At 52.0% G+C, this 22,881-nt stretch carries 36 protein-coding genes; 33 read left to right on the top strand and 3 right to left on the bottom strand.

The window, feature by feature from the left end:
• Positions 1-62: 62 nt before the first annotated feature.
• From rplC to dsbD, 32 genes are all read left to right on the top strand, one after another.
• On the top strand, positions 63-731 hold the full coding sequence (gene rplC, locus AC3CHX_RS25710) for a 50S ribosomal protein L3 (RefSeq protein WP_488630790.1): 669 nt from the start codon (positions 63-65) through the stop codon (positions 729-731).
• 3 nt (positions 732-734) lie between these two features.
• Positions 735-1,355 carry a 50S ribosomal protein L4 gene (gene rplD / locus AC3CHX_RS25705; RefSeq protein ID WP_488630789.1) on the top strand — a complete coding sequence of 207 codons (621 nt, stop codon included), beginning with the start codon at positions 735-737 and terminating at the stop codon, positions 1,353-1,355.
• Complete coding sequence (gene rplW / locus AC3CHX_RS25700; RefSeq protein WP_108441490.1) at positions 1,352-1,669, top strand: 50S ribosomal protein L23; 318 nt, start codon at positions 1,352-1,354, stop codon at positions 1,667-1,669. Before rplD ends, rplW begins: the two co-directional genes overlap by 4 nt.
• Positions 1,669-2,496, top strand: a complete 828-nt coding sequence (rplB, locus tag AC3CHX_RS25695; protein ID WP_488630788.1) for a 50S ribosomal protein L2 — start codon at positions 1,669-1,671, stop codon at positions 2,494-2,496. Before rplW ends, rplB begins: the two co-directional genes overlap by 1 nt.
• A gap of 10 nt (positions 2,497-2,506) precedes the next feature.
• The gene (rpsS, locus tag AC3CHX_RS25690; RefSeq protein WP_153236347.1) at positions 2,507-2,782 is read left to right on the top strand and encodes a 30S ribosomal protein S19; all 276 of its coding nucleotides are present in this window, start codon (positions 2,507-2,509) and stop codon (positions 2,780-2,782) included.
• Between the two features lie 6 nt (positions 2,783-2,788).
• The gene (gene rplV / locus AC3CHX_RS25685) at positions 2,789-3,121 is read left to right on the top strand and encodes a 50S ribosomal protein L22 (protein WP_488630787.1); all 333 of its coding nucleotides are present in this window, start codon (positions 2,789-2,791) and stop codon (positions 3,119-3,121) included.
• Positions 3,122-3,130: 9 nt separating this feature from the next.
• Positions 3,131-3,967, top strand: a complete 837-nt coding sequence (rpsC, locus tag AC3CHX_RS25680; protein ID WP_488630786.1) for a 30S ribosomal protein S3 — start codon at positions 3,131-3,133, stop codon at positions 3,965-3,967.
• 2 nt (positions 3,968-3,969) lie between these two features.
• On the top strand, positions 3,970-4,389 hold the full coding sequence (gene rplP / locus AC3CHX_RS25675) for a 50S ribosomal protein L16 (protein WP_488630785.1): 420 nt from the start codon (positions 3,970-3,972) through the stop codon (positions 4,387-4,389).
• A 12-nt stretch (positions 4,390-4,401) separates the two neighbouring features.
• Positions 4,402-4,593, top strand: coding sequence for a 50S ribosomal protein L29 (rpmC, locus tag AC3CHX_RS25670; protein WP_488630784.1), 192 nt, complete (start codon positions 4,402-4,404; stop codon positions 4,591-4,593).
• The gene (gene rpsQ / locus AC3CHX_RS25665; protein WP_108441484.1) at positions 4,593-4,865 is read left to right on the top strand and encodes a 30S ribosomal protein S17; all 273 of its coding nucleotides are present in this window, start codon (positions 4,593-4,595) and stop codon (positions 4,863-4,865) included. The genes rpmC and rpsQ overlap by 1 nt, the downstream gene beginning before the upstream one ends.
• Before the next feature lie 226 nt (positions 4,866-5,091).
• Positions 5,092-5,460, top strand: a complete 369-nt coding sequence (gene rplN, locus AC3CHX_RS25660) for a 50S ribosomal protein L14 (protein WP_108441483.1) — start codon at positions 5,092-5,094, stop codon at positions 5,458-5,460.
• Positions 5,461-5,469: 9 nt separating this feature from the next.
• Positions 5,470-5,784, top strand: coding sequence for a 50S ribosomal protein L24 (gene rplX, locus AC3CHX_RS25655; RefSeq protein WP_488630783.1), 315 nt, complete (start codon positions 5,470-5,472; stop codon positions 5,782-5,784).
• Positions 5,785-5,790: 6 nt separating this feature from the next.
• Positions 5,791-6,330 carry a 50S ribosomal protein L5 gene (gene rplE, locus AC3CHX_RS25650; protein WP_488630782.1) on the top strand — a complete coding sequence of 180 codons (540 nt, stop codon included), beginning with the start codon at positions 5,791-5,793 and terminating at the stop codon, positions 6,328-6,330.
• A 7-nt stretch (positions 6,331-6,337) separates the two neighbouring features.
• Positions 6,338-6,643, top strand: a complete 306-nt coding sequence (rpsN, locus tag AC3CHX_RS25645; RefSeq protein WP_488630781.1) for a 30S ribosomal protein S14 — start codon at positions 6,338-6,340, stop codon at positions 6,641-6,643.
• A 14-nt stretch (positions 6,644-6,657) separates the two neighbouring features.
• Positions 6,658-7,053 carry a 30S ribosomal protein S8 gene (rpsH, locus tag AC3CHX_RS25640; RefSeq protein ID WP_488630780.1) on the top strand — a complete coding sequence of 132 codons (396 nt, stop codon included), beginning with the start codon at positions 6,658-6,660 and terminating at the stop codon, positions 7,051-7,053.
• Positions 7,054-7,063: 10 nt separating this feature from the next.
• Positions 7,064-7,597 carry a 50S ribosomal protein L6 gene (gene rplF / locus AC3CHX_RS25635; RefSeq protein WP_488630779.1) on the top strand — a complete coding sequence of 178 codons (534 nt, stop codon included), beginning with the start codon at positions 7,064-7,066 and terminating at the stop codon, positions 7,595-7,597.
• Positions 7,598-7,609: 12 nt separating this feature from the next.
• A complete protein-coding gene (gene rplR, locus AC3CHX_RS25630) occupies positions 7,610-7,972 on the top strand; it encodes a 50S ribosomal protein L18 (RefSeq protein ID WP_488630778.1) in 363 nt (120 codons plus the stop codon).
• A gap of 12 nt (positions 7,973-7,984) precedes the next feature.
• Positions 7,985-8,503, top strand: a complete 519-nt coding sequence (gene rpsE / locus AC3CHX_RS25625) for a 30S ribosomal protein S5 (RefSeq protein WP_488630777.1) — start codon at positions 7,985-7,987, stop codon at positions 8,501-8,503.
• Positions 8,504-8,513: 10 nt separating this feature from the next.
• Positions 8,514-8,693, top strand: coding sequence for a 50S ribosomal protein L30 (rpmD, locus tag AC3CHX_RS25620; protein WP_041742931.1), 180 nt, complete (start codon positions 8,514-8,516; stop codon positions 8,691-8,693).
• Positions 8,694-8,719: 26 nt separating this feature from the next.
• The gene (gene rplO / locus AC3CHX_RS25615; protein WP_488630776.1) at positions 8,720-9,151 is read left to right on the top strand and encodes a 50S ribosomal protein L15; all 432 of its coding nucleotides are present in this window, start codon (positions 8,720-8,722) and stop codon (positions 9,149-9,151) included.
• 26 nt (positions 9,152-9,177) lie between these two features.
• Positions 9,178-10,509, top strand: a complete 1,332-nt coding sequence (secY, locus tag AC3CHX_RS25610; RefSeq protein ID WP_488630775.1) for a preprotein translocase subunit SecY — start codon at positions 9,178-9,180, stop codon at positions 10,507-10,509.
• Positions 10,510-10,544: 35 nt separating this feature from the next.
• Positions 10,545-10,763, top strand: coding sequence for a translation initiation factor IF-1 (infA, locus tag AC3CHX_RS25605; RefSeq protein WP_014004414.1), 219 nt, complete (start codon positions 10,545-10,547; stop codon positions 10,761-10,763).
• Between the two features lie 40 nt (positions 10,764-10,803).
• On the top strand, positions 10,804-10,917 hold the full coding sequence (gene rpmJ, locus AC3CHX_RS25600; protein ID WP_108441472.1) for a 50S ribosomal protein L36: 114 nt from the start codon (positions 10,804-10,806) through the stop codon (positions 10,915-10,917).
• 27 nt (positions 10,918-10,944) lie between these two features.
• Entirely contained in the window at positions 10,945-11,310 is a 366-nt protein-coding gene (gene rpsM / locus AC3CHX_RS25595) for a 30S ribosomal protein S13 (protein ID WP_488630774.1), read from the top strand.
• Between the two features lie 42 nt (positions 11,311-11,352).
• On the top strand, positions 11,353-11,757 hold the full coding sequence (gene rpsK, locus AC3CHX_RS25590) for a 30S ribosomal protein S11 (RefSeq protein ID WP_322126053.1): 405 nt from the start codon (positions 11,353-11,355) through the stop codon (positions 11,755-11,757).
• Between the two features lie 172 nt (positions 11,758-11,929).
• Positions 11,930-12,553 carry a 30S ribosomal protein S4 gene (gene rpsD, locus AC3CHX_RS25585; RefSeq protein ID WP_488630773.1) on the top strand — a complete coding sequence of 208 codons (624 nt, stop codon included), beginning with the start codon at positions 11,930-11,932 and terminating at the stop codon, positions 12,551-12,553.
• A 99-nt stretch (positions 12,554-12,652) separates the two neighbouring features.
• Positions 12,653-13,630, top strand: a complete 978-nt coding sequence (locus AC3CHX_RS25580) for a DNA-directed RNA polymerase subunit alpha (protein WP_488630772.1) — start codon at positions 12,653-12,655, stop codon at positions 13,628-13,630.
• Positions 13,631-13,796: 166 nt separating this feature from the next.
• Positions 13,797-14,192: a 50S ribosomal protein L17 gene (gene rplQ / locus AC3CHX_RS25575; RefSeq protein ID WP_488630771.1), complete on the top strand. Its 396-nt coding sequence runs from the start codon at positions 13,797-13,799 to the stop codon at positions 14,190-14,192.
• Between the two features lie 206 nt (positions 14,193-14,398).
• The gene (locus AC3CHX_RS25570; RefSeq protein WP_488630770.1) at positions 14,399-15,331 is read left to right on the top strand and encodes an ATP-binding cassette domain-containing protein; all 933 of its coding nucleotides are present in this window, start codon (positions 14,399-14,401) and stop codon (positions 15,329-15,331) included.
• A 1-nt stretch (position 15,332) separates the two neighbouring features.
• Positions 15,333-16,109, top strand: a complete 777-nt coding sequence (locus AC3CHX_RS25565) for an ABC transporter permease (RefSeq protein ID WP_488630769.1) — start codon at positions 15,333-15,335, stop codon at positions 16,107-16,109.
• A gap of 22 nt (positions 16,110-16,131) precedes the next feature.
• Positions 16,132-16,464 (top strand): divalent-cation tolerance protein CutA, encoded by a 333-nt coding sequence (cutA, locus tag AC3CHX_RS25560; RefSeq protein ID WP_488630768.1) that lies wholly within the window; start codon positions 16,132-16,134, stop codon positions 16,462-16,464.
• Complete coding sequence (gene dsbD, locus AC3CHX_RS25555; protein ID WP_488630767.1) at positions 16,457-18,304, top strand: protein-disulfide reductase DsbD; 1,848 nt, start codon at positions 16,457-16,459, stop codon at positions 18,302-18,304. Before cutA ends, dsbD begins: the two co-directional genes overlap by 8 nt.
• A gap of 215 nt (positions 18,305-18,519) precedes the next feature.
• On the opposite strand, the gene AC3CHX_RS25550 is transcribed toward dsbD, so the two are convergent.
• The 3 genes from AC3CHX_RS25550 to yihA form a co-directional block, all read right to left on the bottom strand.
• A complete protein-coding gene (locus AC3CHX_RS25550; protein WP_488630766.1) occupies positions 18,520-19,665 on the bottom strand; it encodes a magnesium transporter CorA family protein in 1,146 nt (381 codons plus the stop codon).
• A gap of 214 nt (positions 19,666-19,879) precedes the next feature.
• A complete protein-coding gene (hemB, locus tag AC3CHX_RS25545; protein ID WP_488630765.1) occupies positions 19,880-20,905 on the bottom strand; it encodes a porphobilinogen synthase in 1,026 nt (341 codons plus the stop codon).
• Between the two features lie 272 nt (positions 20,906-21,177).
• On the bottom strand, positions 21,178-21,903 hold the full coding sequence (gene yihA / locus AC3CHX_RS25540; RefSeq protein ID WP_488630764.1) for a ribosome biogenesis GTP-binding protein YihA/YsxC: 726 nt from the start codon (positions 21,901-21,903) through the stop codon (positions 21,178-21,180).
• A gap of 236 nt (positions 21,904-22,139) precedes the next feature.
• Here yihA and AC3CHX_RS25535 point away from each other — a divergent pair, with 236 nt between their 5' ends.
• Entirely contained in the window at positions 22,140-22,805 is a 666-nt protein-coding gene (locus AC3CHX_RS25535) for a c-type cytochrome (protein WP_488630763.1), read from the top strand.
• Positions 22,806-22,881 lie beyond the last annotated feature (76 nt).

Genomic DNA, 22,881 nt, shown 5'->3' with positions numbered 1-22,881 from the left:
GCTTTCGCAATTGCGCGTATTTTAGTAGTACAAACATCAGCCCCGCCCAATCGTAGGTGGGAATGGAGAAAACAATGAGCCTAGGCCTTGTTGGTCGCAAGGTTGGTATGATGCGCATCTTTACGGATGATGGGGATTCGATTCCTGTCACTGTTGTGGACGTATCGAACAACCGTGTGACTCAAATCAAAACGCCTGAAACAGACGGTTATACCGCTGTTCAAGTTGCATTCGGTCAGCGTCGCGCATCACGCGTGAATAAAGCTGCAGCCGGTCACTACGCCAAAGCAGGTGTAGAGGCTGGTACCATCCTCAAAGAATTCCGTATCGATTCTGCTAAAGCTTCCGAATTGAAGACTGGCGACGTAGTCGCTGCCAGCCTGTTCGAAGTTGGCCAAAAGGTCGATGTGCAGGGTATTTCGATCGGTAAGGGTTACGCTGGTGTCATCAAGCGTTACAACTTCGCCTCTGGTCGTGCTACCCACGGTAACTCGCGTTCGCATAATGTTCCAGGTTCCATCGGTATGGCGCAGGATCCAGGTCGCGTTTTCCCTGGTAAGCGTATGACCGGTCACATGGGTGACGTTACTGTAACCACACAAAACCTTGAAATCGCACGTGTTGACGCTGAGCGCCAACTGTTGCTGGTCAAGGGTGCGGTTCCAGGCGCAAAGAACGGCCAAGTTGTCGTGATGCCTGCTGTTAAAGTCAAAGCAAAGAAGGGAGCCTAATTCATGGAACTCAAGCTCCTGAATGACCAAGGTCAAGCTGCTTCGAATGTTGCTGCGCCGGATACTATTTTCGGCCGTGACTACAATGAAGCGCTGATTCACCAAGTCGTAGTTGCTTACCAGGCTAACGCTCGTAGCGGTAACCGTAAGCAAAAAGATCGTGAAGAAGTGCATCACACGACTAAAAAGCCATGGCGTCAAAAAGGTACGGGCCGCGCTCGTGCTGGTATGTCGTCGTCGCCTTTGTGGCGTGGGGGTGGTCGGATTTTCCCGAACTCGCCTGATGAAAATTTCTCGCACAAAGTCAACAAGAAGATGTATCGCGCAGGTATCTGCTCGATTCTGTCACAGTTGGCACGCGAAGGCCGTTTGTCCGTTGTCGAGAATTTCTCGGTAGAAGCGCCAAAGACCAAGCTGCTGTCGCAAAAGCTGAAAAGCATGGGTCTGGATTCCGTGTTGGTGATTACCGATAATCTGGAAGAAAACCTGTTGTTGGCGTCGCGCAACCTGCCAGGCGTACTGGTATGTGAGCCACGTCATGCTGATCCAGTTTCTCTGGTGTTCTACAAGAAGATCCTGATCACCAAGCTGGCATTGGCCAAGATTGAGGAGATGCTGGCATGAACGCATTAGTGAAACATAGCGAAGAGCGCTTGATGAAAGTGTTGTTGGCGCCAGTAATTTCCGAAAAGGCGACGTTTGTTGCGGAAAAAAACGAGCAAGTCGTTTTCCGTATCGCACCAGACGCTACCAAGCTGGAAGTTAAGGCTGCTGTCGAATTGCTCTTCAAGGTGCAGGTTGAGTCGGTGCAAGTCGCCAACCGCATTGGTAAGCAAAAGCGCTCCGGTAAATTCAATGGTCGGCGTAATCATACCCGCCGCGCATTCGTGTGCTTGAAGCCGGGTCAAGAGATCAACTTCACCGAGGAGGCTAAATAATGGCACTCGTTAAAGTTAAACCGACCTCGCCGGGTCGCCGTGGTATGGTCAAGGTCGTTAACTCCGACCTGTACAAAGGCCGTCCATTCGCTGCCCTGATCGAAAAGAAATCGAAAACAGCGGGTCGTAATAACAACGGTCATATCACTACCCGTCATATCGGTGGTGGTCATAAGCAACACTATCGCGTTATTGACTTTAAGCGTAACAAAGATGGTATTCCAGCGAAAGTGGAGCGTATCGAATACGATCCAAACCGTACTGCGAATATCGCATTGTTGTGCTACGCAGATGGTGAGCGTCATTACATCATTGCAGCTAAAGGCATGGCGGTTGGCGATCAAGTGATGAATGGTTCGCAAGCGACGATCAAGTCCGGCAACTGTCTTCCAATTCGCAACATTCCTGTCGGTACTATCATGCATTGCGTTGAAATGCTTCCAGGTAAAGGCGCTCAAATGGCGCGTACCGCTGGTGCTGGCGTAGTGTTGATGGCTCGCGAAGGAATCTATGCTCAGGTTCGCCTGCGTTCCGGTGAAGTCCGTCGTGTGCATATTGAATGCCGTGCAACTGTCGGTGAAGTCGGCAATGCGGAACACAGTCTGCGCAAGATTGGTAAAGCGGGTGCAATGCGTTGGCGCGGTGTTCGTCCTACCGTCCGCGGTGTGGTTATGAATCCGGTTGACCATCCTCACGGTGGTGGTGAAGGTAAGACTGCAGCTGGTCGTCATCCAGTTTCGCCATGGGGTCAGCAGACAAAAGGGAAGAAGACACGCCGTAACAAGCGTACTACTTCAATGATCGTCTCGCGCCGTGGCAAGAAATAAGGGGTAACACATGACACGTTCATTGAAAAAAGGGCCGTTCTGCGACGCCCATCTGGTGAAAAAAGTTGAGGCCGCTCAAGCAGCCAAAGACAAAAAGCCAATTAAGACTTGGTCGCGTCGGTCGACCATCATGCCGGACTTTATCGGTTTGACGATTGCTGTGCATAACGGCAAACAACACGTCCCGGTTTATGTGTCCGAAAATATGGTCGGTCACAAGCTCGGCGAATTCGCATTGACCCGTACGTTCAAAGGTCACGCAGCTGATAAAAAGGCTAAGAGATAAGGTCCGATGATGGAAACTAAAGCTACCCTCCGCGGTGTGCGTCTGTCGGCCCAAAAGGGCCGTCTGGTCGCCGATCTGATTCGCGGCAAAAAAGTTGATCAAGCTCTTCACATTCTGGCGTTTAGTCCGAAGAAGGGTGCGGCTATCATCAAGCGTGTTCTGGAATCCGCAATTGCGAATGCCGAGCACAACGATGGTGCAGATATCGACGAACTGAAAATCACGACGATTTATGTCGAAAAAGGTTCGGTCCTGAAGCGCTTCACAGCGCGTGCAAAAGGCCGTGGTGATCGTATCTCGAAGCAATCCTGTCACATTTACGTGACTGTCGGAAACTAAGGAGTCACGATGGGACAGAAGATTCATCCAACCGGTTTTCGTCTTGCGGTAACGCGTAACTGGGGTTCGCGCTGGTATGCTGGCAATAGTAATTTTGCCACCATGCTGAACGAAGACCTGAAAGTTCGCGCTTATCTCAAGAAAAAACTGAAGAACGCCTCCGTCGGTCGTGTTGTTATTGAGCGTCCTGCAAAGAACGCACGCATTACAATTTTCAGCTCGCGTCCAGGTGTTGTTATCGGTAAAAAAGGCGAAGACATCGAAGTACTGAAGTCTGCGTTGACCAAGCTGATGGGTGTTCCAGTTCACGTTAATATCGAAGAAATTCGTAAGCCTGAAACTGATGCACAACTGATCGCTGATTCGATTGCTCAGCAGCTCGAAAAACGTATCATGTTCCGCCGCGCGATGAAACGTGCCATGCAGAATGCAATGCGTTTGGGCGCGCAAGGTATCAAGATCATGTCGTCCGGTCGTCTGAATGGTATCGAAATTGCTCGTACCGAATGGTATCGTGAAGGTCGTGTGCCACTGCACACCCTGCGCGCTGACATCGATTACGGTTTCGGCGAAGCTGAAACTACATACGGCATTATCGGTATCAAAGTCTGGGTTTACAAAGGCGATCGTCTGCCTAACGGTGAAACACCGGTAGTCGACATCCCTAATGACGATGACAAAAAGCGCCGTGGTCCACGTCGTGACGATGGCAAGCCATCTAGCCGTCCACGTCCTAAAACTACAACGGCAGGTCCAGGTGCGCCAGCTGCGCGTCCAGCCCGTGCCAAGAAGCCGGATGGCGCTGCTGAAGGTGCTGCTGCACCGGCTGAGAAAGCAGGAGAATAATCATGCTGCAACCAGCACGCAGAAAATATCGTAAAGAGCAAAAAGGCCGCAACAAGGGCATTTCGCATTCGCGCGGTACCGCCGTGTCGTTTGGCGAATTTGGCCTGAAAGCGGTTGGCCGGGGTCGTATCACCGCGCGTCAGATCGAAGCGGCTCGTCGCGCAATGACTCGTCATATCAAACGGGGTGGTCGGATCTGGATTCGTATTTTCCCAGACAAGCCAATTTCGCAAAAGCCTGCCGAAGTCCGTATGGGTAACGGTAAGGGTAATCCTGAGTACTACGTGGCTGAAATTCAGCCGGGTAAAGTGCTGTACGAGATGGATGGCGTCGATGAGTCACTGGCGCGTGAGGCATTCCGTTTGGCTGCAGCTAAATTGCCGCTATTGACCACGTTCGTCGTGCGTCAAGTCGGCCAATAATTGGAGTGAATCATGAAAGCATCTGAACTCCGCGACAAAGATCAAGCGGCATTGACTAAAGAGCTGAACGAATTGTTGAAGGCGCAGTTTAGCCTTCGTATGCAAATCGGTACCCAGCAATTGAACAATACGTCGCAATTGAAGAAAGTTCGTCGCGATATCGCACGGGTAAAGACCGTCATCAATTCGAAGGGCGCCCTGTAATGAACGATCAAGTGAAACAAGCGCTGAAGCGCACGCTGGTTGGTAAGGTCGTATCCGATAAAATGGATAAGACAGTTACCGTCCTGATCGAACGCCACGTCAAGCATCCTCTGTACGGCAAAATCATCGTACGCACTAACAAGTACCATGCGCATGATGAAGCCAACCAGGCTAAGGAAGGCGATGTGGTTGAGATCCAGGAAGGCCGTCCTATCTCCAAGACTAAAGCTTGGAGCGTGACACGTGTGGTACAAGTGGCACAGGTTCTATAAGTAATTGTTGCGAGCCAAGCATTTTGATGTAATAATGCTTGGCTTCGCTCTTGTTGGTTCCCGATAAGAGCGAAATGAACACTCTGCAGTTGAAAGTTGGTATTAGCAAGAAGTTTTGGAAGTCGTCCACCTAAGCAGTGCGCCCATCAGGGTGTTTCTGACAGGACCAAGACTGACCGTAAACCCGCATAGTGCGGCCGCGAGTTAAGTTGGGAAAGAAAATATTATGATTCAAACGGAAAGCCGGCTCGAAGTGGCCGACAACACTGGTGCGCGCGAAGTCATGTGCATCAAGGTTCTGGGTGGTTCCAAGCGTCGTTACGCCAGCATTGGCGATGTAATCAAGGTAACCGTTAAGGTTGCTGCGCCGCGTGGTCGCGTTAAAAAGGGCGAGATCTACAACGCCGTGGTTGTCCGCACTGCAAAAGGTGTGCGTCGCCCGGATGGTTCGTTAGTCAAGTTCGATGGCAATGCAGCTGTGTTGCTGAACGCAAAGCTGGAGCCAATTGGTACGCGTATTTTTGGACCAGTCACTCGTGAATTGCGCACTGAGCGCTTCATGAAGATTGTGTCACTCGCGCCTGAAGTGCTGTAAGGAGTCGAGATGGATAAGATTCGGAAAAGTGACGAGGTAATCGTCCTGGCTGGTAAGGATAAGGGCAAGCGTGGTGTTGTTAAGCAGCGCGTTGATGCTAACTTTGTTGTCGTTGATGGTATTAACGTTGCTAAAAAAGCGACCAAGCCAAACCCGATGACTGGTGAAACTGGTGGCATCGTTGATAAGCTGATGCCAATTCATGTGTCAAATGTTGCGTTGTTCAACGCGGCAACTGGCAAGGCAGATCGCGTTGGCTTTAAAGACGTGGACGGTAAGAAAGTTCGCGTGTTCAAGTCCAGCGGCGAAGTTGTTAAGGTTTAAGAGATCATGGCCCGTCTCCAAGAGTTCTATAAAGAAAAAGTCGTTGCTGATCTGACAGCGAAATACGCTTACAAGTCGGTAATGGAAGTTCCGCGCATTCTGAAGATCACCCTGAACATGGGTTTGTCGGAAGCGATTGCGGACAAGAAAATCATTGAGCACGCTGTTGGCGATTTGACCAAGATTGCAGGTCAAAAGCCAGTTGTGACCAAGGCGCGTAAAGCGATTGCGGGTTTTAAAATCCGTGAAGGCTACCCAATTGGTTGTATGGTCACTCTGCGTGGCGCTCATATGTACGAATTTCTGGATCGTCTAGTTACTGTCGCGCTGCCGCGCGTTCGTGACTTCCGTGGCGTATCCGGTCGTGCATTTGACGGTCGTGGTAACTACAATATCGGTGTGAAAGAGCAGATCATTTTCCCCGAAATTGAATACGACAAGATTGATGTGTTGCGTGGTCTGAATATCAGCATCACGACGACTGCAAAGACCGACGACGAAGCAAAAGCGCTTCTCGCCGCATTTAAATTTCCGTTCAGAAACTGAGGTTGCCATGGCAAAACTGGCACTGATTAACCGTGAACAAAAGCGCGCTGACCTGGTAAAGAAATATGCCGGTAAGCGTGCCGAGTTAAAGGCAATCATTGATGACCAATCGAAGTCGGAAGAAGAGCGCTACGAAGCTCGCTTGAAATTGCAAGCGTTGCCACGTAACTCGAATCCGACCCGTCAACGTAATCGTTGCGCCTTGACTGGTCGTCCACGTGGCACTTTCCGCAAGTTCGGTCTGGGCCGTATTAAGCTCCGTGAAATCGCCATGCGTGGTGAAATCCCGGGTATGACTAAAGCCAGCTGGTAATAGGAGAATATGCAATGAGTATGAGCGATCCTATCGCCGATATGCTGACCCGTATCCGCAATGCGCAAGTAGTGCAAAAGACCGCCGTGGCAATGCCATCGTCGAAGGTCAAGGTTGCGATTGCCAACGTCCTTAAGGACGAGGGTTACATTGAAGATTTCGCAGTTGCCGAAGAAGGTGGCAAAGCAGAATTGAAAATCGGTTTGAAATATTACGCCGGCCGTCCAGTTATCGAGCGCATTGAGCGCGTATCCCGTCCAGGGTTGCGTGTCTACAAGGGCAAAGATGACATTCCAAATGTGATGAACGGCTTGGGTGTGGCAATTATTTCGACACCGCAAGGTGTCATGACGGACCGCAAAGCGCGCGCAACCGGTGTCGGTGGCGAAGTTATTTGCTACGTCGCCTAAGGAGCCCAACATGTCACGTGTAGGTAAAATGCCGATTGCACTGCCAGCTGGCGCGGAAGCGACCATCTCTGCAGAGCAGATCACAGTAAAAGGCCCATTGGGCACACTGTCCCAGTCCCTAAACGGTCTGGTGACCATCGAAAACAACAACGGCACGCTGAATTTCGCTGCCGCTAACGACAGCCGTGAAGCCAATGCGATGTCAGGCACCTTGCGTGCTCTGGTCAACAACATGGTTACCGGCGTTACCAAGGGCTTCGAAAAGAAGCTGAATCTGGTAGGCGTTGGTTTTCGTGCGCAAGCGCAAGGCGATAAGTTGAATTTGTCGCTCGGTTTCTCGCATCCTGTTGCTCACCAAATGCCGGCTGGCGTGAAGTGTGAAACACCGACGCAAACCGAGATCCTGATCAAGGGTATCGACAAGCAACGTGTTGGTCAGGTTGCTGCAGAAGTTCGTGCTTACCGCGAACCTGAGCCATATAAGGGCAAGGGCGTTCGTTACTCGGACGAAGTGGTAATCCTTAAAGAAACCAAGAAGAAGTAATAGGGGTTGACGATGGATAAGAAACAATCACGTCTGCGCCGCTCACGCCAAACGCGTGCCAAGATCGCAGAGTTAAAGGTGACCCGCCTGGCAGTGCATCGTACCAACTTGCACATCTACGCTAGCATCATCGGCCCTGACGCAAAAGTGCTGGCTTCGGCCTCGACGCTGGAAGCGGAAGTACGCCAAGAGCTGGCTGGTCAATCCGGCAAGGGTGGCAATACTTCTGCAGCGTCGCTGGTAGGTAAGCGCGTTGCTGAGAAGGCATTGCAAGCAGGGGTTACCGAAGTTGCGTTTGATCGCTCCGGTTTCCGTTACCATGGCCGCGTCAAGGTGTTGGCAGATGCCGCACGTGAAGCCGGTCTGAAGTTCTAAGGGAAAATCGTCATGGCAAAAATGCAATCGAAAATGCAAAGCGATAAGCCGGATGATGGCATGCGCGAAAAAATGATCGCGGTCAACCGTGTAACCAAAGTGGTTAAGGGTGGTCGTATCATGGGTTTCGCAGCATTGGCTGTTGTTGGTGATGGCGATGGCCGTATCGGCATGGGCAAGGGCAAGTCGAAAGAAGTGCCAGTTGCAGTGCAGAAGGCTATGGAAGAAGCCCGTCGCAAGATGATCAAGGTAACGCTGAAAAACGGTACTTTGCAACACACGTTGACCGGTAAGCACGGCGCATCGTCAGTGTTGATGGCTCCTGCTAAAGACGGTACTGGTGTTATTGCCGGTGGTCCAATGCGCGCAATTTTTGAAGTGATGGGTGTGACTAACGTTGTGGCTAAGTCCAACGGTTCCACCAATCCTTACAACCTGGTTCGCGCTACTTTGAACGGCCTGGCAAAAATGAACACTGCGTCGGAAATTGCTGCCAAGCGCGGCAAGTCCGTTGAAGACATTCTGGGCTAAGGTGATCAAGATGACAAAGACTGTAAAAGTACAATTGATCAAGGGTTTGATCGGCACGCGCGAAACTCATCGTGCGACAGTTCGCGGTTTGGGCCTGCGTCGTGTTAATTCGGTTTCCGAATTGCAAGACACGCCATCTGTGCGCGGCATGATCAATAAAGTGTCCTATCTTGTGAAAGTAGTTTCGTAAGCTTAGGCTTACGAACGGAGCAAATTATGGAATTGAATACTATTCAACCCGCAGATGGCGCCAAGCATTACAAGCGTCGCGTCGGTCGTGGTATCGGCTCCGGCATTGGCAAAACAGCCGGCCGTGGTCACAAAGGTCAAAAATCCCGTTCGGGCGGTTTCCATAAAGTCGGCTTCGAAGGCGGTCAAATGCCTTTGCAGCGGCGCTTGCCTAAGCGCGGTTTTAAGTCGATGGCAACACCGTACAAAGCAGAAGTTCGCTTGTCGGAACTGGAACAATTGCCTGTTACTGAGATTGATATTTTGGTTCTGAAGCAAGCTGGCGTTATCGGCGAGCTGGCACGCGTGGTACGGGTAATCCTGTCCGGCGAGCTGACCAGAAAAGTAACATTGAAGGGCTTGATCGCCACTAAAGGTGCTAAAGCTGCGATTGAAGCCGCTGGCGGCTCTGTTGCTTAATTTGGTATCCTGACTCGGAGCAACAATTGGCGACTACTCCCCAACTTGCAAAGAGCGCTGCTAGCGGTTTCCCTTGGGGCCGCTTGTGGTTCTTGCTTGCAGCATTGGTTGTTTACCGGATTGGCGCGCATATCCCTGTGCCGGGTATTGACCCGACGCAGCTGGCCCAGTTGTTTAAGCAGAACCAGGGCGGTATCCTGGGTATGTTTAACATGTTTTCCGGTGGTGCGTTATCGCGTTTTACCGTCTTTGCACTGGGTATCATGCCGTATATCTCGGCGTCGATCATCATGCAACTGATGTCGATCGTGTCACCTCAGCTCGAAGCCCTGAAAAAGGAAGGCGAGTCGGGACGACGCAAGATCACGCAATATACACGTTACGGTACGTTGCTGTTGGCAACATTCCAGGCGTTGGGTATCGCGGTAGCGCTCGAATCGCAACATGGTCTGGTGCTTGACGCAGGTTTGGCGTTCCGTTTCACGACGGTTGTAACGCTCGTAACTGGAACGATGTTTTTGATGTGGTTGGGTGAACAAATTACTGAGCGTGGTCTTGGTAACGGCATTTCGATCATCATCTTTGCTGGTATTGCGGCAGGTTTGCCGAATGCAGTCGGTAGTTTGTTTGAGTTGGTGCGTACCGGTTCTATGGCTGCGCTGTCAGCGATTCTGATCTGCCTGATTGTTGCAGCTGTAACGTTCGTGGTGGTGTTCATCGAGCGTGGGCAACGCAAGATCTTGGTGAATTACGCCAAGCGCCAGGTTGGTAATAAGATTTACGGTGGTCAAAGCAGTCATTTGCCACTGAAGCTTAATATGGCGGGTGTTATTCCTCCGATTTTCGCTTCATCGATTATCTTGTTCCCGGCAACGATTACCAGTTGGTTTACTTCGGGCGATACTACCAATCCGGTAGTCCGTTTCCTGAAGGATCTGGCAGCGTCACTGGCACCAGGCGAACCGATTCATGCTTTGTTGTATGCAGTTGCGATTATATTCTTTTGCTTCTTTTATACCGCACTGGTATTCAACAGCAAGGAAACTGCAGATAACCTGAAGAAGAGCGGCGCGTTTGTTCCAGGGATTCGACCAGGTGACCAGACTGCACGTTATATCGACAAGATCTTGATGCGTTTGACACTGGCAGGTGCGGTTTATATTACGCTGGTGTGTTTGTTGCCAGAGTTCTTGATTGCACGCTGGAAAGTACCGTTTTATTTTGGTGGTACGTCGCTGTTGATTATCGTTGTGGTCACCATGGACTTCATGGCGCAAGTACAAAATTATGTGATGTCGCAGCAATATGAATCGCTGCTTCGTAAAGCAAATTTCAAGGGCGGAATTCCTACGCGTTAAGTTGGATTGAGCGCCCAGAGGAACCAGTAGACCGAATGGCAAAAGACGACGTTATCCAGATGCAAGGCGAGATTCTAGAGAATCTCCCCAATGCTACATTTAGAGTCAAGTTGGAAAACGGACATATCGTCCTCGGTCATATTTCTGGCAAGATGCGAATGAACTATATCCGTATCCTTCCAGGAGATAAGGTGACGGTCGAATTGACACCTTATGATTTAAGCCGGGCACGGATTGTTTTCCGTACCAAATAAACAGTATTTAGAACCTTAAGCTGAAAGAAAGAGGGCCACCATGAAAGTGCTCGCATCAGTTAAGCGGATTTGCCGCAACTGTAAGATCATTAAGCGCAAAGGCGTTCTTCGCGTCATTTGCACAGAACCGCGCCATAAACAGCGCCAAGGTTAATTAACGTTATTGATCGAGGAATAACGAATGGCACGTATTGCAGGGGTAAATATCCCAAACCATCAACACACTGTTATTGGCTTGACAGCCATTTATGGTGTTGGCCGCCCACGTTCGCAAAAGATTTGCGACGCGACGGGTATTTCGACCACTAAAAAGGTCAAAGATCTAGACGATAGCGAACTGGAAAAGCTGCGCGATGAAATTGCAAAATTCATCGTCGAAGGCGATCTGCGTCGCGAACTGTCGATGAACATCAAGCGTCTGATGGATCTGGGTTGCTACCGTGGTATGCGTCACCGCAAGGGTCTGCCTTGCCGTGGTCAACGCACCCGTACCAATGCACGTACCCGCAAGGGGCCGCGTAAAGCCGCTCAATCGCTGAAGAAATAATTAACCGCGCGTTGATTTGTAGTCGGATTCAAGGAAATTATTATGGCAAAGTCCCCCAATAACGCCGCATCAGCACGCGTGCGTAAAAAAGTTAAAAAGAACGTTGCAGAAGGTATCGCGCATATTCACGCATCCTTTAACAACACCATCATCACGATTACCGATCGTCAAGGTAACGCGTTGTCATGGGCGACATCTGGTGGTGCTGGCTTTAAAGGCTCCCGCAAGTCGACTCCATTTGCAGCGCAGGTTGCAGCCGAAGCCGCCGGTAAAGTGGCTGTCGAATGTGGCGTAAAGAATCTGGAAGTTCGCATCAAGGGTCCAGGCCCAGGTCGCGAATCTGCAGTTCGCGCATTGAACAACCTGGGTATCAAAATCACCCAGATTCAAGATGTGACACCAGTTCCACATAACGGTTGCCGCCCACCAAAGCGTCGTCGTATCTAAGTATTTGTTGCGCTGTTATTTTTCGAATTAGCAGCATGCAAGTGACCCGCCAATGACCTTGGCGGGTTTTGTTCTTAAGCCCACCGTCTGTTTGTAGGTAAAACAGACTAGCGTCAGGCAAGCCGGCACTCATCAGTCATGGCCCCGGACGTCACTCACTAAAGGAAACATCGTGGCACGTTATATCGGACCTAAAGCAAAACTCTCACGCCGTGAAGGCACGGACCTGTTCCTGAAGAGCGCACGTCGCTCGCTGGACTCCAAGTGCAAACTGGATTCCAAGCCAGGTCAACACGGCCGCACTTCAGGCGCGCGTACTTCCGACTACGGTAACCAATTGCGCGAAAAGCAAAAAGTCAAGCGCATGTACGGTATTCTGGAACGTCAGTTCCGTCGTTACTTCACTGAGGCGGATCGCCGCAAGGGTAACACCGGTGAAACGCTGCTGAGATTGCTGGAAGCGCGTCTGGACAACGTTGTATATCGTATGGGATTCGGCTCGACCCGTGCTGAAGGCCGTCAATTGGTCTCGCACAAAGCGTTCACCGTCAACGGTAATGTTGTCAACATCGCGTCGTATCAAGTTAAAGCCGGTGACGTGATTGCTGTTCGTGAAAAAGCGAAAAAGCAAGTACGTATCGTCGAAGCGTTGTCGCTGGCAGAGCAAATTGGCATGCCATCGTGGGTATCGGTTGATGCGAAGAAAATGGAAGGTACTTTCAAGTCCCTGCCAGATCGCAACGAAATCGCCGCCGACGTCAACGAATCGCTGATCGTCGAACTGTACTCGCGTTAATCTGTAAATATTTTCCTCGCCCATCCTCGGATGGGCTTTTTTCGTAATGCCATCAGCCTTATCGGTGTAATGAGCCGAGGGTATTGAAAAGGACATTTCATGCAAAACAGTTTGTTGAAGCCACGTATTATCGAAGTAGAAGCACTGGGTGCCGGTCACGCCAAAGTCGTGATGGAACCGTTTGAACGTGGTTACGGCCACACTTTGGGTAATGCGTTGCGTCGCGTCCTGCTGTCGTCGATGGTGGGCTACGCACCGACTGAAGTTACTATCGCTGGTGTTGTACACGAATACTCGTCGCTAGACGGCGTGCAAGAAGACGTTGTTGATATCCTGTTGAACTTGAAGGGTGTTGTATTCAAACTGCACAATCGCGATGAAGTCACACTGACCTTGAAAAAAGGCGGCGAAGGCGCGGTATTGGCGTCCGACATCGATCTGCCGCACGACGTTGAACTGGTGAATCCTGAGCACGTGATTGCGCACCTGACCGGTGGCGGTGAGCTGGACATGCAGATCAAGGTCGAAAAAGGCCGTGGCTATGTGCCAGGTAACGTTCGTCGCCTGTCGGAAGATACCAACAAGACTATCGGTCGCATCATTCTGGATGCATCGTTCTCGCCGGTACGTCGCGTGTCGTACGCAGTTGAGTCGGCGCGTGTCGAACAGCGTACCGATCTGGACAAACTGGTCATCAACATTGAAACCAATGGCGTGATCACACCAGAAGAAGCCATTCGTCAATCGGCGCGCGTACTGGTTGATCAACTGAATGTGTTCGCAGCACTGGAAGGCACTGAAGCTGCCGCTGAAGCCCCATCGCGCGCACCACAGGTTGATCCTATCCTGTTGCGTCCGGTCGATGATCTGGAACTGACAGTACGTTCAGCGAACTGCCTGAAAGCAGAAAACATTTACTACATTGGCGACTTGATCCAGCGTAGCGAAAATGAACTGTTGAAGACACCGAATCTGGGCCGTAAGTCCTTGAATGAAATCAAGGAAGTATTGGCATCGCGTGGTCTGACGCTGGGTATGAAGCTGGAAAACTGGCCACCTGCCGGTTTGGAAAAGTAATATTTGCCGTAAGCGGCGGGGGCGATGTAGAATCTCGCCCCTGTTGCAATTTTTTGGTTATTTTGACCAAGCTGTTGTTAACTAGTCTTAACCGGCCCGCGATTAGGCAAGATTGCCGAAATCGATCGAAGAGCTGGACTTAAACTCAAAACTGAAAGGAATTACCATGCGTCATCGTCACGGCCTACGTAAATTAAATCGTACCTCTTCCCATCGTTTGGCCATGTTGCGCAACATGACCGTTTCGCTGCTGCGTCATGAGGCAATCAAGACCACGTTGCCAAAAGCAAAAGAACTGCGTCGCGTGATCGAGCCGATCCTGACATTGGGCAAGACCGATACACTGGCAAACAAGCGTCTGGCATTCAACCGCCTGCGCGACCGCGAAATGGTTCTGAAGCTATTTGCTGAATTCGGCCCACGTTACGCAAATCGTAACGGCGGCTACCTGCGCATCCTGAAAATGGGTTTCCGTGTTGGTGATAACGCACCTATGGCCTACGTTGAGTTGCTCGACCGTCCGGAAGTCAGCGACGAGGCTGATGTACCGACAGCAGACTAATACGTAGCAAGCTGCGTTAAAATCGAAAGCCAGGCATAGCCTGGCTTTTTTGCATTTTAATCATTTTTTGAAAAAATGCTTTTGGAGCGCTTTTTACGTCCTGTTGTTGCGCGTTGACGTTGAGTGATAATGAAGTTGATTCACCACGTTCAGAAACGTGGTTCGCCAAATAAGCGCAACAATTCAAGTGCCCAGTTATGTTTCTGATGTTCAATTCAACTATCCTGAGCGTTACCGACCTGCGTAAATCCTACGGCAGCAACGGGACCAAGACCGTGGTCATCGATGGTCTGTCGTTTGCACTGCGTGCCGGCGAGTGCTATGGCTTGCTGGGCCCCAACGGCGCCGGCAAGACAACCACCTTGCGCTTGTGTCTCGGCTTGACTGCGGCCGATAGCGGCGAGATCCGGTTAGCTGGTCACCCAATACCTGGCGAGTCTCGTCTAGCGCGGCAACGGGTTGGGGTGGTACCGCAGGGGGACAATCTTGATCCCGACTTCACGGTGGCGGAGAACCTGTTGGTGTTCGGCCGTTATTTCGGGATTCCTGATGCGGTCATCAACGCCAGGATTCCGAAGTTGCTGGAATTTGCCAATCTGAGCGCTAAGCAGGATGCGCGCATTAGCGAATTATCGGGTGGCATGCGCCGACGTTTGACGCTGGCGCGGGCGCTGGTCAACGATCCCGATCTGATTTTCATGGATGAGCCGACCACCGGTCTCGATCCACAGGCGCGGCATATGATCTGGGAGCGCCTGAAGACCCTGCTAAGCCAGGGCAAGACGATTTTATTGACGACCCACTTCATGGATGAAGCCGAGCGCCTGTGCGACCGCCTGGCGGTAGTCGATCATGGGAAAATGATCGCCGAAGGATCGCCGCGAGCATTGATCGCGCAACACATCGAGTCCGAGGTGGTTGAGATCTACGGCGATAACGCCAGGGCGTGGCTAAATGCTGATGGCAGCGACAAGTCGGCGCGGATCGAAATCAGCGGTGAAACCATTTTCTGTTATACCAACGACGCGCAAGCGCTGGTACGTGACCTGCAAGGGACCCAAGGCGTGCGCTATATTCATCGTCCCGCCAATCTTGAAGATCTGTTTCTGAAGCTCACTGGCCGTGAAATGCGGGATTGATATGAATATCTATGCACTCCCTGAATTTTCGACCCGCTTTCAGCCGATCTGGCAGCGCAATTTTCTGGTCTGGAAGAAGCTGGCCGTGGCCAGCGTGCTCGGCAATATTGCCGACCCGCTTATTACGCTGCTGGCGTTCGGCTATGGTCTGGGCAGTTTGCTAAAAGAAGTCGATGGCATTCCCTACATTCATTATCTGGCATCCGGTTCGATCTGCATGTCTATCATGTGGGCGGCCTCATTTGAGGCGCTATATTCGGCATTTTCGCGCATGCATGTGCAGAAAACCTGGGATGCGCTTTTGAATGCGCCGTTGGCGCTGGACGACGTCGTACTGGCCGAAATGCTGTGGGCTGCTACCAAGTCGATCTTTTCCGGGGTTGCGATTCTGTTGGTGATGTTTGGGCTGGGGATCGGCTTGCATCCGCACACGCTGTTAGTGTTGCCGTTATTATTCTTGATAGGCATGACCTTCGGCTCGCTGGGCCTGGTCTTCAACGCGCTGGCCAAGGGCTATGATTTCTTTACCTACTATTTCACTCTGGTGTTGACGCCGATGATTTTTTTGTCTGGCGTTTATTATCCGTCGGCACAGATGCCGTCATGGTTGCAAGTGATTGCCCATGTGTTGCCATTGAACGCAGCGGTTAACCTGGTGCGACCGTTGTTGCTAGGAAGTTGGCCGTCGGCGCCGATGACTGATTTGGCCATTTTGCTCGGCTATTGCTGTGTTGGCTTTTACGCAGCGGTGGTGCTGACCCGTCGACGTTTGCTGTAAGGAAAGGCCTCGGGAGACGACTATGTCGGAAGCGTTGCTGGTACTGACCAATATGCCGGATTTTTCAGCTGCAAGTACACTGGCGCAGCAACTTGTGGAACGTAAGTTGGCTGCCTGTGTCAATCTCCTGCCTGCAGTACATTCGGTGTATCTCTGGCAAGGCGCATTAGAACAAGCGACCGAGGTGACAGTGATGATCAAGACCACGACGGAACGATATGACGAGCTTGAGGCTGCTATACAAGCGGCGCATCCGTATGACCTGCCGGAAATCATTGCGTTGCCGATTGTCAGGGGCTTACCTGCCTATCTCGAATGGATAGACGCAGAAATAAAAAGGGATCTGAATGTTTAAGTGTTTCAAACCGGGAGCGATGCTCGTTGTCGCACTTAGCCTGATGGCGTTATTGATGTCCTCGGCACATGCCGAGGATGATTATCTGGCGCCAGAAGTGGCATTTAAATTCTCGGCGCGCATGGCAGACCCGAAAACCGCCGAAGTGACCTATGCGATTGCAGATGGTTACTACATGTATCGCGAGCGGTTTCATTTCAAGGCGGAACGGGCAACGCTGGGCGAACCGCAAATTCCCGCCGGTGTCGTCAAATATGATCAGACCTTTAAGAAAAATGTAGAGACTTATCATCGCAACGTCACGATCCGGATTCCAGTCGAAGCGGCCAGTGCTTTCACGCTGATCGCTGTCGGTCAGGGTTGTGCGGACCAGGGCTTGTGCTATCCGCCGATGGAACAGCGGGTCAGCCTGTCTCCTGACGGAGCCGGTAGCGGTGGTGGACTACTTGGTGCGCTGGCGGCGGCCAAAGGTGCTGACGCGGCTATCGACACGCCCAAGTCAGGTGACGCCGCTACGTCTAATTTCTCGTTTGCGGATCCGGCAGTTCTTAAAGCTAGCGCAGCTGGCGATTCCGACATTGGTCGAATCGAATCCTCTTTGAAGGGCGGCAAGCTGCTAGTCATCATGCCACTGTTTTTGATACTAGGGCTGGGCTTGTCGTTCACTCCGTGCGTGTTGCCGATGGTGCCGATTCTGTCATCGATTATTGTTGGCGAAGGCACGCAGGTCAAGCGTCGCCGTGCGTTTGTATTGTCGGTCGCGTATGCATTGGGAATGGCGATTGTCTATACGGCTCTCGGCATCGCAGCGGGTCTCGCTGGCGAAGGGCTGTCGGCTACCTTGCAGAATGCGTGGGTGTTGTCGGTGTTTGCGCTGCTGATGGTGTTGATGTCCCTGTCGATGTTTGGCGTGTATCAATTGCAGTTGCCCGCAGCTATGCAAACCAAGTTGTCGCAAGCATCCGATAAGCAGTCGGCCGGCAAACTCGCGGGCGTATTTGCGATGGGTGCGATTTCGGCGTTGATCGTTGGGCCTTGTGTAGCGGCGCCGTTGGCGGGTGCGTTGGTGTATATCAGCCAGACCCGTGACGTGCTCATCGGTGGCAGTGCTTTGTTCGCAATGGCCGTCGGCATGAGCGTGCCGCTGTTGCTGGTAGGAGTTTCCGCCGGTGCCTTGTTGCCGCGTGCGGGAGCCTGGATGGAGTCAGTCAAGCGCTTCTTCGGCGTGCTGATGCTGGGCGTCGCATTGTGGATGGTGTCGTCAGTGATTCCAGTGGCGGCGCAGATGTTCGGCTGGGCTGCGCTGGGAATTGGCTATGGTGCTTATCTCCTGTGGCACAAGTCATCCGGCTGGCTCTCCAAAGCCGCCGGTCTGGTGTTCGCGGTATTCGGCTTGCTGCAGATGGTGAGCGTGGCGACTGGTGGTCGCGAGGTGTTGAGGCCGCTGGCGCATCTGACCGGTAAACAAGTCGCCCATACCGAGTTTGTGAAAGTCAAATCGGTCGCTGAGCTGGATGCAGCGCTGGCACAAACCAATGGCAAAGCGGCGTTGCTGGATTTTTATGCCGACTGGTGTGTTTCGTGCAAAGAGATGGAAAAATTCACTTTTCCCGATCCACGCGTGCAAGCACGTTTCGCCGATATGGTACTGCTGCAAATTGATGTGACAGCGAATAATGCCGACGACGCGGCCATGCTCAAGCGTTTCAATTTATTCGGCCCTCCAGGAATCATCCTTTTTGATCGCCAGGGTAAGGAAATTGCCGGTGGCAGAGTGATTGGCTACCAGAATGCCGATAAGTTTGTGCAATCGCTGTCGGCGTTGGGCAAGACAAAATAATCCGGTAGGCGTTTTGAGAGGCCCGGGCGGGGGATGCGGAGCCCTGCCTTGCTGAAGGCTTCAGTGGGGGAATTAATGGTTCACCACGTAGCGCTAAGGTTATTTGGATAGTTGATAATTGCGACTGACACAGCAGCCGAACAAACAAAGCACTTGGGAAAAAATGCCTCGAACACATTGTTTGAGGCATTTCTTTGTACCTGTTTGGTAAGCAATTAACGTCGCTCCAGCGCCGGATTTTCCAGGTAGCGACGCCGGCGAAAGTACGCCAGCATACCGACCACGATCAACACCATGCTGATCATCGTTAGCCAAAATCCGGTCTTGTTTTGTAGCAGTGGCATCTCGACAAAGTTCATCCCAAAAATACCGGTAATCAGTGTCAGCGGCATGAATAGTGCAGTGATAACGGTCAGCGTGCGCATGACTTCATTGGTCCGATGTGCGACGGCGGAGAAATGGATTTGCACGGCGGATTCGATCGAGGATTCCAGGCGGCTAGCGTGATTCAGCACGCGGGTGATGTGCTCCATGACGTCACGGATGCGCACCAGCAGCAAGTCCCTGGTGCGGCTCATGGTGATGCCATCGCCGTCGTTGTCCATATCGACAAAATAATCACGCAGTTCTTGCATCGCATCGTGCTGTTCTTCGCACAGATTTTCCAGTTTGCGCAATTCAATCCGGGCATCGAGCAATGTCAGCCAATCCTTGAACGGCCGTGCCGGATCGAGCAAGGCACGTTGCCAGCGATCAAGTTGCGAAGTCAGTGGCTGGCGCAGTTCCAGATACTTGTCGACCATCGCATTCAGCAGCCGCAACATCAAGTCTTCCGGTGAGGTCGGCAGCCGGTTGACGTGCAGCGCGTTGCTGCTTTTGCCGGCATACTCCAGCAGGCGGCTACGTGCCGCACTGATGGTGCGACTGTGATGTTCGTGCACTGTTACCAGCGCATTGCCGAGGAGGAAAAATGTGATCGGCTGCGTAGTCAGATTGCTCAATGCAGGAGGCGCTTTGCGTTGGCTGCCATTCGCTGCAAGGCTAGCCGGCTCAGTGATTGCCGTGACGGCTGCAGTGTCGCCATTGCTATTGCCATGGAGCGACAATTTGCGAAACACTACCATGCCGTAATCCTGAGTCGAATCGAAATACGACGGGTGAGCCGGATTAATGGCATCCACTAAATGCGGATCATAAATATGGGTGGCGGTAGCGTGGGTGATCGCGTCGCGCCAGCCTTCCGGATCGGCGGCGACCTCTTCATGGGTCGTGTCTATCCATAGAAATCCATAGGGCGGGACTGTGGTCGGCAATGTGCTGGTCTGGGTGACCTGATTGTCGCCGATTAGAAAAATATTCATGAGTGGTTTGCGCTGAGGCGCTTGAGGGACGACGCGCCGCTGTGGGGTTGTCGCTAAAGTTGTCGCCGAATCGGAGTCGAAGCCGGAGTCGAAGCCGGAGCGGGTGTTGACTTCGAGCAAGACGATATGCGCGGTCTGTCATTGCCTTGGGCATGTTGAATTCGCTGTGCGGCTCACTTCGGCTGAGCGTATGAACCGCACTTCGTCAGTCCGATTAGTTCTTATGCAAGTGACGGGCAATATCCAGCGCAAAGTAAGTCAGTACGCCATCGGCGCCAGCACGTTTGAATGCCATCATGGCTTCCATCATTGCTTTGTCATGATCCAGCCAGCCGTTTTGCGCGGCGGCTTTGATCATCGCGTATTCGCCGCTGACCTGATAGGCGAAGGTCGGCACTTTGAATTCGTCTTTGACGCGCCGAACGATGTCAAGATACGGCATCCCCGGTTTGACCATCACCATATCGGCACCTTCGGCCAAGTCGAGTGCTACTTCGCGCAGTGCTTCGTTGCTGTTGGCCGGATCCATTTGGTAGGTGTTTTTACTGCTCTTGCCAAGATTGGCAGCCGAGCCGACCGCATCGCGGAACGGACCATAAAATGCCGACGCGTATTTGGCCGAGTACGCCATGATGCGGGTATGGATGTGCTGATGTGCTTCCAGCGCGGTCCGGATCGCACCAATGCGACCGTCCATCATGTCTGACGGCGCCACGATATCAACGCCAGCACCGGCTTGAGTAAGCGCCTGCTTCACCAGGATGGCGCAAGTTTCATCGTTGAGTACGTAACCATCTGCGTTCATCACGCCATCCTGACCGTGGCTGGTGTACGGATCCAGCGCAACGTCGGTCAGAATACCCAGTTCAGGGAAGCGTAGTTTCAATGCGCGCACAGCACGCGGGATCAGGCCTTGTGGATTGGTAGCTTCGATACCGTCCGGGGTTTTCAAAGAAGGATTGATCACAGGAAACAAGGCCATGACGGGAATGCCTAATTCTTCGCATTCTTCGGCGACGTTCAATAGCAGGTCGATTGACAGGCGTTCGATGCCGGGCATCGAGGCAATCTTCTCACGATGATTGTTGCCTTCGACGACAAATACCGGATAAATCAGATCGGCGACAGTGACCGTGTTTTCTCGCATCATGGCGCGGGAAAATGCATCCTTGCGCATACGGCGCATGCGGAGTGCTGGAAACGGCGCAACTAATTGGCTGGATTTAGGAGTGTTTTGCATATCGGCTCTGAGGTCTTTATAAATGATTCGTTAAACCCTTGTTGATTGCTTTGGCGCTGACTAAAAAAATCAAAAAAATTTCAGAAAAAATCAAAAACGCGTGAACTTTTCAAGTTTAGTCGCCTCATAGCGATAGGTGCATTATTCACCTCCCGCTTCCCTCCCTGAGCGGGGCCATGTCGCTATTAGTGATAAGGCGTTCGGCCCTGGAGATCTTCCCCTTTCTCCAGGGCTTTTTTATTTCCGGACGATTAATTGTGCGGAAATAAAAATTATTTGTCGCCGTCTTTCTGCGTATCAACGCTAGTTTCCCTGTTGCTTTCTTCATCGTTCGAAACGGCCAGTCCGGCCAATTCGAGAATGCGCTGATTGGCTTCTTCCAGTCCGGTGCGTTTCAATGCGGAAAACAACTGTGCCGTAAATGGCAGCGGCTGGTTATTTTCGTCAACATAACTGCCCAGGAAAGTGTGTGCCTGACGCAAGGCATTGGTGGCTTCGTTGCGATTCAGTTTATCAACCTTGCTGAGTATGCAATGGATAGGTTTGCCGGTCGGGGCGAACCACTCTACCATTTGAACGTCGAGGTCGGTGAATGGCCGACGTGAATCAACAATGAGTACCAGTGCCGCCAATTGCTCGCGGCGGCGGACATAGTCACCCAGCAACTCCTGCCAGTGCAACTTGGCCGATCCCGAAACCTGCGCGTAGCCATAGCCGGGCAAGTCGACCAGCAAAGCGCGAATTTCGTCGACTTTGGTTTCATCTTTGCGATGTTGGCCGACATGCGCGCCGCCGATCGAAAAATAATTGATGTGTTGCGTGCGGCCCGGTGTCTTCGATGCAAAAGCGAGCTTTTTTTGATTGCACAGCAGATTGATGGCGGTGGATTTGCCAGCGTTGGAGCGACCAGCGAAGGCGATTTCAGGGACTTGCGTATTTGGCAAATCACGGAGGTGATTAACCGTAGTAAAAAAACGGGCTTGCCAGAGTAGGGACATGGAATGAGCAGAAAATGCAGTAGAGGCGGCGAAAATGCCGGAAAGCTATTGTACAATAAGGGGTTGTGTATTGCTGCATCACGTATGTCGATATGGGGACGGAGCAATCCGGCAGGGGCGCATTTACACTCTGGTCGCATGACAACTGCGCAGCGGTAACGTCGCAAGCAGCAATAATTGGTCGCCGTCAGGGCAGAATCTATTGTCAAGTTTAATATCTAGTCTCAGGGTGTTTAATGAACCGTGCGTTTCTATCAGTTATAAAGTCCTTGTTTGTCTCCATGCTGGCATTGTCGTCTGTTGCGTATGCTGCAGATGCACCGGCAGCTGCGGCGCCTAAAGTCGATCTTGCCAAGGGTGAAGCACTGTTCACCAACGGCGATGCCGCGCGGAACATCACCGCCTGTATTTCCTGTCACGGTGCGGCCGGTGCTTCCACCATCAGCCAAAACCCAAAACTGGGTGGTCAGCACGCTGCGTACATCTATAAGCAACTGAAGGATTTCCAGGGCCCTAGCCGTAACAACCCGATCATGTCGCTGCTTGCCAAGTCGCTGACCGACGAAGAAATGAAAAACATCGCGGCTTACCTGGATGCGCAAAAAGTCAAGCCTGGTGCGGCGAAGAACAAAGATACGCTTGATCTGGGCAAAAAGATATATCGCGGGGGTATTGCAGAAAAGGACGTTCCGGCTTGTGCTGGTTGCCACAGCCCTAACGGCGCAGGTATTCCGAACCAATTCCCGCGTATCGGCGGCCAGCATCAGGATTACACCATCACTGAGCTCACCAATTTCCGTGGCGAGTTTCGCAAGAACAGTCCCCAAATGGACACCATCGCCAAGCGTATGTCGGATGACGAAATCAAAGCGGTGGCAGACTACATCGCTGGTTTGAAATAATAGTAAATAGTTAATTCGCGAATTCAGGGGGGTGGCCAAGGCCGCCCCTTTTTCTTTTCAAAAGAGCAAATTACTT

Source organism: Glaciimonas sp. OK215, from assembly GCF_057787885.1.
The sequence above is the reverse complement of the archived record's forward strand: the minus strand, read 5'-3'. Positions and strand labels throughout refer to the sequence as shown.

Coding starts and splice junctions, on each gene's coding strand:
- rplB (WP_488630788.1), top strand. CDS start 1,669: ATGGCACTCGTTAAAGTTAAACCGACCTCGCCGGGTCGCCGTGGTATG.
- rpmJ (WP_108441472.1), top strand. CDS start 10,804: ATGAAAGTGCTCGCATCAGTTAAGCGGATTTGCCGCAACTGTAAGATC.
- rpsM (WP_488630774.1), top strand. CDS start 10,945: ATGGCACGTATTGCAGGGGTAAATATCCCAAACCATCAACACACTGTT.
- rpsN (WP_488630781.1), top strand. CDS start 6,338: ATGGCAAAACTGGCACTGATTAACCGTGAACAAAAGCGCGCTGACCTG.
- cutA (WP_488630768.1), top strand. CDS start 16,132: ATGTCGGAAGCGTTGCTGGTACTGACCAATATGCCGGATTTTTCAGCT.
- hemB (WP_488630765.1), bottom strand. CDS start 20,905: ATGCAAAACACTCCTAAATCCAGCCAATTAGTTGCGCCGTTTCCAGCA.
- rpsQ (WP_108441484.1), top strand. CDS start 4,593: ATGAACGATCAAGTGAAACAAGCGCTGAAGCGCACGCTGGTTGGTAAG.
- rplO (WP_488630776.1), top strand. CDS start 8,720: ATGGAATTGAATACTATTCAACCCGCAGATGGCGCCAAGCATTACAAG.
- AC3CHX_RS25580 (WP_488630772.1), top strand. CDS start 12,653: ATGCAAAACAGTTTGTTGAAGCCACGTATTATCGAAGTAGAAGCACTG.
- rplP (WP_488630785.1), top strand. CDS start 3,970: ATGCTGCAACCAGCACGCAGAAAATATCGTAAAGAGCAAAAAGGCCGC.
- infA (WP_014004414.1), top strand. CDS start 10,545: ATGGCAAAAGACGACGTTATCCAGATGCAAGGCGAGATTCTAGAGAAT.
- rpsK (WP_322126053.1), top strand. CDS start 11,353: ATGGCAAAGTCCCCCAATAACGCCGCATCAGCACGCGTGCGTAAAAAA.
- rplD (WP_488630789.1), top strand. CDS start 735: ATGGAACTCAAGCTCCTGAATGACCAAGGTCAAGCTGCTTCGAATGTT.
- rpsS (WP_153236347.1), top strand. CDS start 2,507: ATGACACGTTCATTGAAAAAAGGGCCGTTCTGCGACGCCCATCTGGTG.
- rplV (WP_488630787.1), top strand. CDS start 2,789: ATGATGGAAACTAAAGCTACCCTCCGCGGTGTGCGTCTGTCGGCCCAA.
- rpsE (WP_488630777.1), top strand. CDS start 7,985: ATGGCAAAAATGCAATCGAAAATGCAAAGCGATAAGCCGGATGATGGC.
- rplN (WP_108441483.1), top strand. CDS start 5,092: ATGATTCAAACGGAAAGCCGGCTCGAAGTGGCCGACAACACTGGTGCG.
- rplF (WP_488630779.1), top strand. CDS start 7,064: ATGTCACGTGTAGGTAAAATGCCGATTGCACTGCCAGCTGGCGCGGAA.
- rplC (WP_488630790.1), top strand. CDS start 63: ATGGAGAAAACAATGAGCCTAGGCCTTGTTGGTCGCAAGGTTGGTATG.
- dsbD (WP_488630767.1), top strand. CDS start 16,457: ATGTTTAAGTGTTTCAAACCGGGAGCGATGCTCGTTGTCGCACTTAGC.
- rplQ (WP_488630771.1), top strand. CDS start 13,797: ATGCGTCATCGTCACGGCCTACGTAAATTAAATCGTACCTCTTCCCAT.
- AC3CHX_RS25550 (WP_488630766.1), bottom strand. CDS start 19,665: ATGAATATTTTTCTAATCGGCGACAATCAGGTCACCCAGACCAGCACA.
- rplE (WP_488630782.1), top strand. CDS start 5,791: ATGGCCCGTCTCCAAGAGTTCTATAAAGAAAAAGTCGTTGCTGATCTG.
- rplW (WP_108441490.1), top strand. CDS start 1,352: ATGAACGCATTAGTGAAACATAGCGAAGAGCGCTTGATGAAAGTGTTG.
- rplX (WP_488630783.1), top strand. CDS start 5,470: ATGGATAAGATTCGGAAAAGTGACGAGGTAATCGTCCTGGCTGGTAAG.
- rpmD (WP_041742931.1), top strand. CDS start 8,514: ATGACAAAGACTGTAAAAGTACAATTGATCAAGGGTTTGATCGGCACG.
- AC3CHX_RS25535 (WP_488630763.1), top strand. CDS start 22,140: ATGAACCGTGCGTTTCTATCAGTTATAAAGTCCTTGTTTGTCTCCATG.
- rpsC (WP_488630786.1), top strand. CDS start 3,131: ATGGGACAGAAGATTCATCCAACCGGTTTTCGTCTTGCGGTAACGCGT.
- rplR (WP_488630778.1), top strand. CDS start 7,610: ATGGATAAGAAACAATCACGTCTGCGCCGCTCACGCCAAACGCGTGCC.
- AC3CHX_RS25570 (WP_488630770.1), top strand. CDS start 14,399: ATGTTCAATTCAACTATCCTGAGCGTTACCGACCTGCGTAAATCCTAC.
- AC3CHX_RS25565 (WP_488630769.1), top strand. CDS start 15,333: ATGAATATCTATGCACTCCCTGAATTTTCGACCCGCTTTCAGCCGATC.
- rpsH (WP_488630780.1), top strand. CDS start 6,658: ATGAGTATGAGCGATCCTATCGCCGATATGCTGACCCGTATCCGCAAT.
- rpmC (WP_488630784.1), top strand. CDS start 4,402: ATGAAAGCATCTGAACTCCGCGACAAAGATCAAGCGGCATTGACTAAA.
- yihA (WP_488630764.1), bottom strand. CDS start 21,903: ATGTCCCTACTCTGGCAAGCCCGTTTTTTTACTACGGTTAATCACCTC.